Here is a 14291-nt window from a genome sequence, read left to right as displayed (position 1 = left end):
AAAAAGACACCCAATCAGTGTAGCAGTGAAAACGTTTTGCAAACAAGAAAAAACTCGCAGTTTCCTACGAGTTTAGCGCTGTTCTTGATAATAAGAGACATACGGAAAGAACAATGTCATGGCTGTGCCAACTCCTACGGTTGATTCCGCTGTTAATTCTACACCCAACTGACTTGCTAAATTTTGCGCTAAATAAAGCCCTAAGCCTGTTGCATGCATTTCAGAAAAGCGACCGTTTTGGCCAGTAAAACCTTTATCAAAAATACGGCGTAAATCTTCTTTGGGAATCCCAATTCCACTGTCTTTTACTGTCAAAGTTACCCCTTTATCAGATTTATCGAGCAAAATGAAAATTTCACCATTTTCCGGCGTATATTTAATCGCGTTACTTAACAGCTGTTGAAAAATAAAACCAATCCACTTCGCATCAGTTAGCACACTGTGATTTTCACCAATAACTTGATACCGCAATTTCTTTTGAATAAAATAGTTGGCATTGCTCCGCATAATTGGCTGTATCACACTCTTTAACTTCGTTTCCTCAATTAAATAATCTTTTGAAAAATTATCCAAGCGAGCAACGTATAAAACTTGTTCAACATAGCCATCAATTTTGCCTAATTCATTTTCTAATTGCATATATTTTTCATCAGAAATATCAAATTCTACTGCATGCAGCAAAAGACGACTAGCTGCTAATGGGACTTTAATTTCATGAACCCAAGAGTCGATATAGTCTTTTTGCTCTTCTTGGGCCGCTATTATTTTTTGCATATGGACTTGATGTTCCCGAATAATTTGGTTAATGAAGTCTTGTTGTACTTGTTCTTCATAAGTTCTTGCCCCAGTTAAATAATTTTGAATGGGACTTTCTTCTTCAGCAGACTGTAATTTTTGCCACCAGCGACGCTTATAATAATAATGATAAATTAGAATTACCGCAAAAAATACCCCTTCGATTAAGGCCAAATAGCCAACATTGCGCCAACTCATCTGAAATCCTGGTGTTAACCACATCACAAATGCCGTTAAAAAGACAAAACCGACCCAACCAAAAACTAATAACCATTGATCTTTTAAATATTTAAAAAAATTCATGTTCGCTCCTAAATTTGAAATTCTGACCTGTTGTACCGGGGAAAAAATAACTTACGGAACAATATAACCTTGTCCTACTTTAGTTTCAATGTAGTCTTTCACACCAGCCTGTTCAATTTTTCGACGCAGGCGATTAATATTCACGGTTAACGTATTATCATCAACATAACGTTCATCATCCCACAACGCCCGCAGCAATTTTTCACGGGATAAAATTTTGCCATTATTCTTCATTAAGATGTACAACAGCCGGTATTCATTTTTACTCAAGTCAATTACTTCATCGTGAATCATCATGGTACTGTTGTCCACATTCAACGTTAAACCATTGTGGACCAACGTTTCAGCATTTGCTTCGGAATAATTGTAAGAACGGCGTAACAAAGCATTAATTTTTGCGACCAAGACATCCAATTCAAAAGGTTTTGTGACAAAGTCATCTGCCCCCATGTTCATGGCCATAATCATATCCATATTCGTATTGCGACTCGAAATAAAAATAATCGGCACCTTGGAAACTTCACGAATTTTTTGACACCAGTAATAGCCATCAAAAACTGGCAAATTAATATCTAATAAAACCAATTGTGGTTCTTCTTCACTAAAATCACTAAAAACATTTTCAAAATTGGTGGTGCCAAAGACATCAAATTGCCACTTTTTTAACTCTTCCATAATTAACTGACGAATGACTCCTTCGTCTTCTACTACCATAATTTTTGCCATGATATCCTCCTATCAGACACATTCGTTTAAAATACTCGCTAGTATCACGTTAGCGCATTTTAGTTTTTGTCGCAAGTTCTGACTGCTGATTTAAAAATAACTTAGCTAATTTAGACTGATACAAGGTCACGATTGAAGTTACTTATAAAACGCCGTCTAGCTAAAATAAATGACTGTGCCAAAAATATTGGCACAGTCATTTATTATGTCTATTATAATTTATTCAATTAATAAAATGCCCTCTTCCACTAATTTGGCTATAAATAAAAATATTCCATCAGCAAATAAGACACTCATATTAACGCCAAAGTATAACGCTATTTTTTCAAACCAATCACTGGGCCGATTTTTCAAATAACGATATGCTAAAAAATTACTCCCATACGTGATTACTGTTGCACCAACTAAAACCCAACCTATCATTTTTCTTACCCCTTTGACTAAAACCTTTTCATCTTTAGTTTTACCCAAGTTTGACAAATTTTGCAAGCGTTATCCAGACAGAAGTTATTTTTTGTCAAAAGGTGCCAAGTCCAATTCAGTAAATGTAGCAAAAAACTCACGTAAAACCGGCAAAACTTTTTCAATCATGCCCACTTCATCGTTTTCTACTTGTAAAACCAACAATGGTTCATGCAAACTTAGTCGTAATAAAAGCCAGCCTGCACCATAAGGTTCACTCAGGGTCAAGCGCACCCCTTCTTCGTTTTCCTCATCTTCTTTAAATCCGACAAAATCGGCTGCTCTTAACGCGTCAATCACTTCTTGACCATAAACTTTAAAATTGCTTTCATTAATTTTTAGCCGAATTTCTAAAGTTTCCGCTGGTTGGTTTAACTGGTCAATCAAATCGGTGATTGTTTGACCTTGTGCTTTTAATTGAGGTAACATCATCAAAATTTTAGCAACAACATACGCACCGTCATCTAAATTGTAGTTTTCTTTAAAGGCGGCATGTCCACTCGTTTCAATAGCTAACTGTGTATCAATCCCCTCTGCATTTAAAGCAATCATTTTATTAATCACATTTTTATATCCCGAAATGTAGCGAACCTGTTGCCCTCCTTGTAAAACGATGAAATCTTTTAGGTGGTCACTCGTCGGAGAATTCGTCACAATTGTCGCTCCAGGATGTTGGGTCAAAATAATTTTACTTAATACCGCAATTAGATTATTCCGATTTAAGACAGCGCCATTTGGCCCTACTAAAGCCGCTCGATCTACATCCGTATCAAAAATTACTCCTAAATCAGCTTTTTGTGTTAAAACAGCAGCTTTGATGCTGGCCATTGCTTCTTTATTATCCGGGTTTGGGATATGGTTGGGAAAATTCCCATCAGGGTTTAAAAATTGCGAACCATTTGTATCGGCACCTAGAACTTGCAAGACTTTTTCTGCAAAAAAGCCACCTGCCCCATTGCCGGCATCCACAACAATATGCCAGCCTGTTAATGGTTTTTCACCAAAGTCTTTAGTTGCAGCTTTTATTTTTGCAACCAAATCAGCACTATATATAGAAATCAAGTCCGCAGTTTGATAGGTTCCTTCAAAATTATTTTCATGAATTTCAGGATGGGCCATGATGTAGCGAATGTCCTCTTCTTCTACACCGCCGGCTTTGGTAAAGATTTTTACACCATTATAATAATAAGGTAAGTGACTTGCAGTCAGCATAATGCCCGCATCACAGTTAAATTGTGCAAATTGCGTACTCATAAACATTGCTGGGGTCGTTGCAAGATCAAAATCAATCACATTTACTCCTTGCTTTTGTAAAGCAGCAACAAAAGCTTTTTTCAACTCTGGACCACTAATCCGGCTATCTCGTCCAATTCCTACCCGTAATTTTCCGCTCTTATATTTTTGCGCTAAGCCTTTATTTTGTAAAAATTGAATCAGCCCTGCTGCAATTTCTGCCATTTCTACTGGTGTCAAATTTGCTATAAAATCTGTTGTTGCTACTGCAATTCCACGAATATCTGAACTTAATGCCAATGGTAATTTCTTTGCCAAAATAAGCACCCTTTCTGAAAACGCTTTTCCTTAGTATAACAGATTCTTTTTTAACTCGCATTACTTTTTTGGTAAAAAATACTTTTATGCTCTTTAAATAAATTTGCGCATTTTTAATGAGTAAAGCCATAATTTTTCCGTTCAGTTTTTTCGTGAAAAACCAAATGACTCTGCTCTAACTCTGTGATTTCCACCTTTAAATCTTCAATAAAATCATGCGCCATATTCATCCCAAAATCACTCCGAACTACAATCCGCTGAATTACTTGATTATCTAAAGACTTCGGCAAAGGATAGGTAGGAACTTGCCAGCCTTTCATTAATAGGCGATCAGACAAATCATAAAGTGTCCACTGCCGTTTTTCGTCGGGGTGTAACTGATAACACACAAGCGGTAATTGCTTACCGTCATTAATCAATTCAAATTGATGCGACTCTTTTAATTTTTCTGCTAGATACATGGCAACATCATGGGTGCGCTTGTGAATACTTTGATAGCCGTTAAAGCCAAAGCGTACAAAATTATAGTATTGTCCAATCAACTGTGCAGCACTATGGGAAAAATTGATTGCCATCGTTGGCAACTCACCACCTAAGTAGCTCACCTTAAAAATTAATTCTTCTGGTAAAAATGACTTATTCTTCCATACCACCCAACCAACACCAGGATAAACTAATCCATACTTATGACCTGATGCATTAATTGAGATAACATTTTCTAATTGAAAGTCCCATTTTAAATCTGGTTCTACAAAAGGTGCATACAATCCCCCTGAAGCTGCATCTACGTGGATATAAACCTTGTGTTCTGTCTGTTTGTTATATTCTGTTAATTTTGCATCGAGTTTTTCTATATCATCGTATTGACCTGTGTAGGTAATGCCTAAAATTCCCACGACGCCAATGGTATATTCATCAATTTCAGCCATTGCTTTTTCAATATCTAAAGAAAGACAATCAGCTGTCAATGGTATTTCCCGAAGCTCAATGTCCCAATAGACACAAAATTTCTCCCAACAAACTTGATAACCTGACGAAATAATTAAATTGGGTTTTCTTTTTTCAAGCGCCACGCCTAGTTTTGCAGCCCGTTTACGCCATGAAAACTTCATCGCCATCCCCGCTAACATACACGCCTCGGAAGAACCGATCGTAGAAGTCCCGATAAAATCTTCTTGTCCATGCCATAAATCTGCAATTATATTGACACAGCGATTTTCAATTTCGGCAGTCCGAGGATATTCGGACTTGTCAATGGCATTACGATCTAGCGTCTCACTCATTAATTTGACCGCTTCTGGCTCCATATAGGTTTGGCAAAAAGTGGCTAAATTTAAGCGCGATTTCCCTTCATCTAACAAATCATCTTTAATCATTTGGTAGGCCACCCGCGGTTCCATTGATTGTTCTCCTAGTTTATAAGAAGGTAACATTTCATCTTCATCTCTAGTTCCAAAGATTGGTTCTAAATATTCCGCTTCACGGCGATTCTTTTTTTCATAAAGCATTTTTTTCACTCCATTTCTCTCATAATGATTGTAAAAATAGCTATCTATTGATGAGTAAAAGACGGTAAGCCTGATTTAATCCTTTGACTAAATCTTAGTAATCACTCTACTGGTACTCTTTACCAAAAGCCAATTTGAAAATTTATCCAAAAAAGTTCCTTTACACTGATATTGGTAAAATGAATTTTTATCGGTAAAAATCTGTAACCTCTTGATAATGCAACCGCAAAAAAAATCCGCAAAGAAAACGATCTTTAGCGGATTTTCATTTTTACTTAGACTATTTGCTCCATTAATTTCTCCATAACTTTTGCAACTTCCTCTGGTAAAGCATTATAACCTTCATTTTCTTTAGTTTGCGCCAAGATAAAATCAAGGCGTCCTTGCATCCGCACTTTCAATTGTGTGAGATAGGTTGGATCTGTAAAGTCCACCTCAAAGCCTTCAATTGGCAAATAGCTCATATTTTCCAAAGGACCAAATGGTATAAAATCGGCAGTTGCCTCTACAATTTTTTCAATCGCCCCTAATGTATCTTGAGGTTTAACTTTTTTGCCTTTATAAAATCCGGTATTTAAAATATAACAAGCAGTGTCTGTCTTTTCGTTTGCAAAAATTTCTCGAAAATCAGCATAATCTTGACCTAATGGATAGCAGCGGAACGGATTGGCAAAAGGTTCAATTACCAATTTGTCCAAATCAACATTGCCAACGACATTTTCTGCTGTCGTCCGCTTTGTTGCAAGCGTTAAGCCAAAAACTGCCGCTAATGTTGGATCATCGATTTTAACAATCGGTGGTAAACTATCGTCTTTCATAATCCAAAAAATTGCATCGACTGCTTCTTTTAAATGATCGACGCGATTTGGTGTGACATAACGCGACTTAACCGTACGGCCGTTACCATTGCGAATATCTTGTGTAACAATTACTTTCTTTTCTTCATCGTCTAATGTTACCCCTACATTTTGGCAAGTCAGAAAATATTTTACTGCCTCATCTTCCAGTGGATAGTCTTGCGTTTTGTCGAAATAAGCCGGCTCTAATGCCGTTGTCGACCCGTGTTCTTTGTTGATGACAAAAGCATCATCATGTAAGACATCCACCTGATATTTATCCCCGTGTTTGGCTAGAGTGATTGTTGATTTACCTGAACCAGAAAGACCAAAAGCAGCCATTGTAAACTTGCTGTCATCTTTATGATATTGTTTCATACCACCGTGACATGCGACAAAACCATTGCGGTGTGCTGTTGCCCAAGCCAGCGTTAACGTAGCTTTTTTTAGTTCTCCGAAATAATTCAAGCCCAAAACAGCAGCGACGTTATGTTCTGGATCAAATAACGCTAATCCATGTGGGAAATCCGGATGTGTCCATGTAGGATCTGCGTACAAATAAATATCATTTTCCGGATACTCAATTGAAGTTGCGTACAACTCTTGAAATTCATTGGTTAAAATTTGAAAATTTAGTAGATAAGAATAAAAGTTGGTTTCATAGCCTTCGGGCAATAACAAATGTCCCTTGACCATAAACTCCGGATCTAAGCCAACTGAAACTTCACCGCGGTAAAAGTTGTGATGCTGCCCGTCATACAAAGCTTGACGCAAAACGCCTTCATAAAAAGTGCGATCAATTCCAGGTTGCCCAATCACACGTCTTGCAGCAGCGGTACGCCCAGTGATTTTGCCGTCATTAAAAACAATCACCTTTGCATCTTGTGGTAAGCCTAACTCTTTAGTGTGAATGACTGGCATATCCGTGATGACTGCGCCAGGAACATTTTTTGCTAAGTCATAAGCGGTGGCTAAATCTTTTACCAGCGTAACATTGTTTCCATAAAAAACAGACTCCACCATTGTTTTAAAGCTTGAGAATAAATGATTATCAGGGTTAATAGCCTGATGTGAATAAGTGCCAACAGTTGCCATTTGTTCTCCTCCCATCGTCTATATTAAAATTAAAGTGTTTACATGATAATAAATTAATTATAATACAACGTTGGTTTCTTGTCTTTTCATTTCCTTAAAAAAATTTTAATATGCAAATTCAGATATTCCTTCTTGCCGCAATAGCGCAACTTTCATCTCTATTCCGCCACGATAGCCCGTTAAGCGCCCGTTCTTTCCAATAATGCGGTGACAAGGTACAACAATCATAATCGGATTACGACCGACAGCATTGGCTACTGCCCGTACGCCTTTTTCATTACCAACTTGTCGTGCTAATTCACTGTAGGCAATGGTCTTACCATAAGGGACCGTTACTAATTTTTGCCACACTTGCTTTTGAAAATCGGTTCCCACAAAAGCCAAAGGAAAATTAAATTCTTCTAATTGACCATTAAAATATGCTGTTAATTGTTCTTTTACGTCCTGACTGCTCCCAATATCTTCCGTTATCGGCCAGCCTTTAAAAAACTTCGTCAACTCTTTTTTTGCTACCGCTGTCGTACCAATATAACAAACGCCGGCTTTAATGCGACCAACGACAAAATCATGGCCGCTACAAGTAAAACGATCCATCACAATAGTTTCCATCTTTTTCACCTCATTGTTATTGTACCTTGAATGTTGAAGAATTACTCTTCTTATGTTTTTGGCTAAATTTCATTTTTACGTTATACTAAACCCACTAAAAATAAAAAAAAGAGACGAAATAATGACTTTACAAGATAAACTAAAAAATTTACCAGAAACACCCGGAATATACTTAATGAAAGATACCCATGGCGCTATTATTTATGTCGGTAAAGCGAAAAATTTAAAGCGACGCGTTCGCTCCTATTTTCAAAAAAATCAACAACATACCAAAAAAGTCCAACGTATGATTTTCAATATTGCTGATTTAGAAATTCGTCCAGTTGATACAGAATTAGATGCACTATTATTGGAATGTCGCCTAATCCAAGAAATTCATCCTCATTACAATCGCATCATGAACTATTATCAAAATTATTGTTACGTTGACTTTACTAAAACGGGACCTATCTTAACTGATATTCCCACTAAAACCAGCTTGGGCCCTTTTCGTCAATATAAAAAACTGCCTCAAATTTTAGCACTATTAACGGAAAACTATCTGCTGCCAAATGTGAATAATGTAACCAAAAAAATGATTCTTCAACAATTGCCCACAGTGGAACAAACACCACTCTCAGAGCGTCTAAAAAATTGCCAACAATTTTTTGCCGGTAAAAAGACAAACTTGTTCAATTTATTAAACGCCCGCATTGCTTACAGCGCCAAGCAGCAAAATTTTGAACACGCTCAGTTGATAAAAGAGCAATTAGAACTTTGCCAACATTTCTATCATTACCTGCTGCAGCGCAATGAATTCTGTCAAAAAAAGCAATTGACGCTAAAACTTCCCTTAGGAGACGACAGAGAAAAAATTTATTTTATCGCTTATGGCGTCATTGTAGATACACAGATAAAAAAAAGCAGCCCAGCTGTCACTTTTCCAGACAAAAAATTTTCACCTGTAATCTTACAAAAAGCAGACGTTGACCCTTTGGATATTTTAAGAAGCTATTATGCCCGCTATCACTAGGCTCATTTTAATTTTCCTTTTACTTGATAATCAAAAAGACCAGCCCAAAAATCTAAAAGATTTTTTTGGCTGGTCTTTTATTTATTTGTCCCGCGTATCCATAATGATGGTTACCGGTCCATCATTGATTAAAGAAACTTGCATATCGGCGCCAAATTCACCCGTTTCTACCTCAAGTCCCTTTTGACGCAAACCATCGTTAAATGCCTCATACAGCGGAATGGCCTGCTCTGGCCGCGCCGCTTTGACAAAACTCGGACGATTTCCTTTTTTTGTATCAGCATATAACGTAAATTGTGAAATGCTCAAAATACTACCAGAAATAGCATCAATGCTTAAATTCAGCTTACCTGCTTCATCTTCAAAAACACGCATCATGGCAATTTTACGCACTAAATAGTCCACATCTTCTTTTGTATCTTCTTCATGAATGCCAAGTAAAATCATAAACCCTTGATTAATTTCTCCAACGATTTTTTCATCAATTGCCACGCTGGCTGATTTTACCCGCTGTATAACTGCTCTCATTTTCTACCCCTTTGTTCGTCTGACACTGTAAACTTCAGGAATTTGTTTGATTTTATCAACAATCTGTTTCAAATGTGTTAAGTTCTGAATACCCACGGTAATGCGAATCGTTGCCATTTTATCTTTATTTGATTTGGCTTCTACACTTTGCAGGCGTTTGGTCATAGCGTTAACTGTTTGCAAGACATCATTTAAAAGACCCGAACGATCGTAACCATAAATTTCTAGATCGGCATCGTATTCTTTAGAATTATTGGAAGTATCTTCCCACTCTACTTCAATGAGCCGTTTTTCAGCCGTTGGAGTGTTGACATTGGGACAATCTCGGCGATGAATCGAAATTCCCCGACCTTTGGTGATATAGCCGACGATATCATCGCCTGGCACTGGATTACAACAACGACTGATTCGAATGAGTAAATTATCTGCGCCTTCAATCACGATACCGCCATCATGACGAACTTTCATACGGTCTTCTTTTTTAGTCGCCGGCTGATTCATCATTTCTTGCACTTTTTGCTTTTCTTTTTCTTCTTTTTTCTGACGGCGTTCTTCTTCTGTTAAGCGATTTGCGACAGTTGTCGGACTAACTTCACCATAACCAACAGCAGCATACAAATCATCTTCTGATTGATAATTAAAACGTTCCAAAAGATCTGCCATTTTGTTTTTGTTCATATAATCTTTTGGTAAAAATTCCATTTCTTGCAATGTCTTATACACTGCATCATGGCCTTTTTGCACATTTTCTTCTCGATCTTGTGCTTTAAAGAAGCGTTTAATTTTATTTTTGGCTTTACTTGTGGCAACAAATTTCAACCAGTCACGACTCGGTCCAAAAGAATTCGGTGAAGTTAGAATCTCAACGATATCGCCGTTTTTCAGTTTATAATCCAACTGCACCATCTTGCCATTGACCTTTGCACCAGTGGTCTTATTGCCAACATCTGTATGAATGCTGTAGGCAAAGTCTAGTGGTCCAGATCCTTGGGGTAATTCCGTTACATCCCCTTTTGGTGTAAAGACGTAAACTTTATCGCTAAAAATGTCCCCCTTAACACCTTCCATGAATTCTGAGGCGTCATAGCTTTCATCTTGTAGTTCCAAAATTTCTCTAAACCAACTAATTTGGTTCGTCATTTTATCTGGTTTTACTTTGTCTGTCTTACCTTCTTTATAGGCCCAGTGTGCTGCTACCCCAAACTCTGCAATTTCATGCATTTCATGGGTTCTAATTTGAATTTCAACAGGATTGCCTTTAGGACCAATAACAGTCGTGTGTAACGACTGATACATATTGGCTTTTGGCATCGCAATATAATCTTTAAACCGACCTGGCATCGGCTTCCATTTTGTATGAATGGTCCCTAAAACAGCATAACAGTCTTTAATCGTATCTACGATTACGCGAATTGCCAACAAGTCATAAATTTCTTCAAATTTTTTCTTTTGATCTACCATTTTGCGATAGATGGAGTAAATGTGTTTGGGACGACCATAAATTTCCGCGTAAATGTCTAACTCTTCTGTGGCCACCCGAATTTCTTCCACTGTTTCGGCCACGTAAGCTTCCCGTTCATCTCGTTTTGACTGCATTAAATGAACGATACGGTAATATTGCTGTGGGTTCAAATACCGCAAAGCCGTATCTTCTAGTTCCCATTTAATTCGACTAATCCCCAAACGATGTGCTAACGGCGCATAAATCTCCAATGTTTCTTTGGCGATTCGGCGCTGCTTGTCTTCTCGCAGATGTTTTAATGTTCGCATATTGTGCAAGCGATCTGCCAATTTGACCATAATAACTCGCAAGTCTTGTGCCATGGCAATCAACATTTTACGGTGATTTTCAGCTAGTTGTTCTTCATGGGATTTGTATTTAATTTTCCCCAGTTTTGTGACGCCATCCACTAACATCGCCACATCACTGCCAAAATCTCGTGTCAAATCGGCTAAAGTTATGGGTGTATCTTCTACCACATCATGCAAAAATCCTGTTGCAACGGTATGTGGGTCCATATGCAATTCAGCTAAAATCCCCGCAACTTGAATGGGGTGAATAATGTAAGGTTCGCCAGATTTACGAAATTGTTCCTTGTGAGCTTCCGTGGCATAATCCAATGCTTTTTGCACAAAGGCCACATGTTCTGGGCTCATATATTGACTAACTAAACGAATCACACCGGGGCCTGTTACGATTTCATCTTTTGCCACAAGCATACCTCTTTTCTTTTGAAAAACTTTGTAAAAAATCATTTTTAGCTACTAAGGCGAAGTCTTGATTTACTACGTCGAATTATTCAAAATTTCGCCTTAATATCCTCAAAAACCACTAAAAAAAACAAGCAAACTTTAATTTAAACTCGCTAAATTTTGGTTTAAATTATTTTTCATTTTATGAAGAAAAGTACCGACAATAAAGCGGTACTTTGCGAATAATTAGGGTTATTATACACTAGAAACTAGCGAGATTTCAATTGCTTAAAACTTGCTTAAAACTCCCTTAATTCTGCCGTTAAATCCAAATTAGCTAAAGTTAAAACACCAAAACTATCAGCGCCACTTAAAATTAACTCTTGAAGCTGTTCGCTTGTTACACTGGTTAAATTGATTTGTAGTTTGACAGTTTTACCCGCGTCATAATCAAAAATTGTCGCATCGTGCTTGGCATTGTCAAAAGAATCCCCTTCACCTAAGATTAAATGGTGCCAGCCCAATTCTTTAATTTGTTGGGCAATTTCGATTTTTTGCAATTCTTTTAAGTTGCGGCTGTCTATCCGGAGGCGTATTTCACCCCACGCCATTGCTAAAGATTGTAATGTTTTGTTTAGCTCTTTTGCTTTTGCACTTTGTTGAATGAGCATCGTAGGTGAAACAGTAATTTCCAAAAAATCGGCGCCACTTTGAAATGCTTTGCCAACCTCAAAAGCTTTTTTTGCAATCGTACCATTGCCTAAAGGATAGTCAATTACCGTACCAATTTCAATGGATGTCTTCGCTAGAAGCTGTTTTGCCCGCTCCAAATGATTAGGCAAGACAACAATTTCTTTTAAAGGCTTGTTCTGTAATGACAAAAGTTGATCTTTAAAATCCCAGTCTGTAATCGTCGGATCAACCAAACGTAAACTGATAATCTCACTAACTTTCATAAGCTCACCTCTTTACAATAATTCCCACTGATAACTAATCGCACTTAGTAAGTATAAGGGGGCTGTTTCTGTTCGTAAAATCCGTGGACCTAGACCGCATAATTTACCACCAGCTGCACGCATTTTTTCTATTTCACTAGGTGTAATCCCACCTTCTGGGCCAAAAATTGCAAGTAACCGGCTGCCAGCTGGCAATTCTTGCAAAATTTGAACCAATTGGGCCTTTTCCCCTTCTTTAGCAGACTCTTCATAAGCTACGACAATTCCGTCGTATTCTGCTAATCTATCCCACAATTGCCCTTCATTAGCTAAAAGTTCTACATTTGGCGTTAATTGCCGTTGTGATTGCTCAGCAGCTTCTTGGGCAATTTTTGTTAAACGTTGTTTTTTCTTTGCTAGTTTTTTTTCATCCCATTTTACAACCGAACTTTGAGCAGGAAAGCCAATAAATTCATAGGCACCCAGTTCAGTTCCTTTTTGGACAATCCATTCCAACTTATCGCCTTTTGGATAACCACTGGCAATCGTAACCAAAAGAGGTAACTCTTTATTTTGCATTTCTTTAGCGACTTCCCTTAAAACGACCGTATTTTCTTCGACGGCGGTGATTTGGGCAATAATAGCAATCTGATCTTCATAAACCAGATATACTTCTTCTGCTGGCTTCATCCGCATGACACGAATCATATGATGAAAAGCTTCCCCTGCTAACCGGATTTCACCGCTTTGATATGGCGCGGAAATAAAGTAGCGTTGCATCTTAAACTTCCTCTTTTTTCAAAATAATCGCAAACCAATCTTTTTGCTGCAAAATTTGCGCTACATAAAAGCCATAAGTGAATAAGACTTCCAGCACTTCATCTTTTTTATCTTCAATAATGCCAGAGACAATCAATGTTCCATCGGATTTTAATAAACGGTTGGCATCTGGAATCATTTTGATGATAATATCAGCTAAAATATTGGCAACGATAACATCAGCTTGAATTTCTACGCCATTTAATAAATCATTGGCACTTACTTGAACATCTTTTGCAACTGGGTTTAAGTCCATATTTTCTTGGGCCGCGCGTACAGCTACTTCATCTAAATCAAAAGCATGAACGTCATTTGCGCCCAAAAACTTGCTGGCTATACTCAATACACCAGAACCTGTCCCCACATCCAGCAGCGTTTCGCCACCGCGCAACGTCATTTCCAATGCTTGCAAAGTTAAATTAGTCGTTGGGTGTGTCCCTGTCCCAAAAGCCATGCCTGGATCTAATGTTATAATTTTTTCTTCCGGCATTAAAGCTGTATATTCTTCCCACTGGGGCACGATGGTTAGAAAACGTGTGACCCGCACTGGATGATAATATTTTTTCCAAGCTGTTGCCCAATCTTGCTCAGAAACTTCACTCGTCGTAACAATATTTGCCCCAATAGCTAAACCAAATTCCGGTAATTTATTAATCTGGTCTTTGATAAAAGGCAATATTTCTGGTAAAAATGTCGTTTCGGGAAAATAGGCTTGAACTGTCGCTGCTCCTTTATCTAACTTAGTAAAGTTTTCTTTGTCTAACAATTCACCAAAAGCGTCAGATTGAAAATATTCTGCATCCAAACTATCTTCAATCGCAACTCCGCTAGCGCCAGCCTCCATTAAAATATTTGCTACAGCTTCCACCGCTTCACTAGCTGTTTCCACTTTAATTTCATTCCATTTCATTTTTGTGCT

At 37.7% G+C, this 14291-nt stretch carries 13 protein-coding genes; 1 reads left to right on the top strand and 12 read right to left on the bottom strand.

From position 1 onward, the window contains the following. Positions 1-72 precede the first annotated feature (72 nt). From sapS to JZO76_RS00525, 7 genes are all read right to left on the bottom strand, one after another. On the bottom strand, positions 73-1098 hold the full coding sequence (gene sapS / locus JZO76_RS00555; protein ID WP_206902227.1) for a two-component system sensor histidine kinase SapS: 1026 nt from the start codon (positions 1096-1098) through the stop codon (positions 73-75). A 51-nt stretch (positions 1099-1149) separates the two neighbouring features. Further along, positions 1150-1824 carry a two-component system response regulator SapR gene (gene sapR / locus JZO76_RS00550; protein ID WP_206902226.1) on the bottom strand — a complete coding sequence of 225 codons (675 nt, stop codon included), beginning with the start codon at positions 1822-1824 and terminating at the stop codon, positions 1150-1152. A 219-nt stretch (positions 1825-2043) separates the two neighbouring features. Beyond that, positions 2044-2247, bottom strand: a complete 204-nt coding sequence (locus JZO76_RS00545) for a hypothetical protein (RefSeq protein WP_206902225.1) — start codon at positions 2245-2247, stop codon at positions 2044-2046. Positions 2248-2331: 84 nt separating this feature from the next. Beyond that, complete coding sequence (locus JZO76_RS00540) at positions 2332-3837, bottom strand: phosphomannomutase/phosphoglucomutase (RefSeq protein WP_206902224.1); 1506 nt, start codon at positions 3835-3837, stop codon at positions 2332-2334. 113 nt (positions 3838-3950) lie between these two features. Continuing rightward, on the bottom strand, positions 3951-5345 hold the full coding sequence (locus JZO76_RS00535; RefSeq protein ID WP_206902223.1) for a glutamate decarboxylase: 1395 nt from the start codon (positions 5343-5345) through the stop codon (positions 3951-3953). A gap of 275 nt (positions 5346-5620) precedes the next feature. Then, entirely contained in the window at positions 5621-7276 is a 1656-nt protein-coding gene (locus JZO76_RS00530; RefSeq protein ID WP_206902222.1) for a phosphoenolpyruvate carboxykinase (ATP), read from the bottom strand. A 105-nt stretch (positions 7277-7381) separates the two neighbouring features. Next, positions 7382-7885: a methylated-DNA--[protein]-cysteine S-methyltransferase gene (locus JZO76_RS00525; protein WP_206902221.1), complete on the bottom strand. Its 504-nt coding sequence runs from the start codon at positions 7883-7885 to the stop codon at positions 7382-7384. 121 nt (positions 7886-8006) lie between these two features. Here JZO76_RS00525 and JZO76_RS00520 point away from each other — a divergent pair, with 121 nt between their 5' ends. Continuing rightward, positions 8007-8897 (top strand): GIY-YIG nuclease family protein, encoded by an 891-nt coding sequence (locus tag JZO76_RS00520; RefSeq protein WP_206902220.1) that lies wholly within the window; start codon positions 8007-8009, stop codon positions 8895-8897. Positions 8898-8978: 81 nt separating this feature from the next. Here the strand turns inward: JZO76_RS00520 and dtd are convergent, their stop codons facing one another. The 5 genes from dtd to prmA all read right to left on the bottom strand — a co-directional run bounded on the left by dtd (position 8979) and on the right by prmA (position 14282). Then, a complete protein-coding gene (gene dtd, locus JZO76_RS00515; RefSeq protein ID WP_206902219.1) occupies positions 8979-9425 on the bottom strand; it encodes a D-aminoacyl-tRNA deacylase in 447 nt (148 codons plus the stop codon). Positions 9426-9428: 3 nt separating this feature from the next. Next, complete coding sequence (locus JZO76_RS00510; RefSeq protein ID WP_206902218.1) at positions 9429-11639, bottom strand: RelA/SpoT family protein; 2211 nt, start codon at positions 11637-11639, stop codon at positions 9429-9431. Positions 11640-11917: 278 nt separating this feature from the next. After that, positions 11918-12574 carry a deoxyribose-phosphate aldolase gene (locus JZO76_RS00505; RefSeq protein WP_206902217.1) on the bottom strand — a complete coding sequence of 219 codons (657 nt, stop codon included), beginning with the start codon at positions 12572-12574 and terminating at the stop codon, positions 11918-11920. Between the two features lie 12 nt (positions 12575-12586). Then, complete coding sequence (locus JZO76_RS00500; RefSeq protein ID WP_206902216.1) at positions 12587-13333, bottom strand: 16S rRNA (uracil(1498)-N(3))-methyltransferase; 747 nt, start codon at positions 13331-13333, stop codon at positions 12587-12589. 1 nt (position 13334) lies between these two features. Continuing rightward, on the bottom strand, positions 13335-14282 hold the full coding sequence (prmA, locus tag JZO76_RS00495) for a 50S ribosomal protein L11 methyltransferase (RefSeq protein ID WP_206902215.1): 948 nt from the start codon (positions 14280-14282) through the stop codon (positions 13335-13337). Positions 14283-14291 lie beyond the last annotated feature (9 nt).

Origin of the sequence: Candidatus Enterococcus myersii (assembly GCF_017316025.1) — a bacterium.
Classification (GTDB): domain Bacteria; phylum Bacillota; class Bacilli; order Lactobacillales; family Enterococcaceae; genus Enterococcus_C; species Enterococcus_C montenegrensis.
This window is presented reverse-complemented; position numbering and strand designations above follow the sequence as displayed.

What these genes read in the sequence shown, in the direction of transcription:
- JZO76_RS00530 (WP_206902222.1), bottom strand. Translation starts at nt 7,276, where the DNA reads ATGGCAACTGTTGGCACTTATTCACATCAGGCTATTAACCCTGATAAT.
- JZO76_RS00500 (WP_206902216.1), bottom strand. Translation starts at nt 13,333, where the DNA reads ATGCAACGCTACTTTATTTCCGCGCCATATCAAAGCGGTGAAATCCGG.
- JZO76_RS00545 (WP_206902225.1), bottom strand. Translation starts at nt 2,247, where the DNA reads ATGATAGGTTGGGTTTTAGTTGGTGCAACAGTAATCACGTATGGGAGT.
- dtd (WP_206902219.1), bottom strand. Translation starts at nt 9,425, where the DNA reads ATGAGAGCAGTTATACAGCGGGTAAAATCAGCCAGCGTGGCAATTGAT.
- JZO76_RS00520 (WP_206902220.1), top strand. Translation starts at nt 8,007, where the DNA reads ATGACTTTACAAGATAAACTAAAAAATTTACCAGAAACACCCGGAATA.
- JZO76_RS00505 (WP_206902217.1), bottom strand. Translation starts at nt 12,574, where the DNA reads ATGAAAGTTAGTGAGATTATCAGTTTACGTTTGGTTGATCCGACGATT.
- sapR (WP_206902226.1), bottom strand. Translation starts at nt 1,824, where the DNA reads ATGGCAAAAATTATGGTAGTAGAAGACGAAGGAGTCATTCGTCAGTTA.
- JZO76_RS00535 (WP_206902223.1), bottom strand. Translation starts at nt 5,345, where the DNA reads ATGCTTTATGAAAAAAAGAATCGCCGTGAAGCGGAATATTTAGAACCA.
- sapS (WP_206902227.1), bottom strand. Translation starts at nt 1,098, where the DNA reads ATGAATTTTTTTAAATATTTAAAAGATCAATGGTTATTAGTTTTTGGT.
- prmA (WP_206902215.1), bottom strand. Translation starts at nt 14,282, where the DNA reads ATGAAATGGAATGAAATTAAAGTGGAAACAGCTAGTGAAGCGGTGGAA.
- JZO76_RS00525 (WP_206902221.1), bottom strand. Translation starts at nt 7,885, where the DNA reads ATGGAAACTATTGTGATGGATCGTTTTACTTGTAGCGGCCATGATTTT.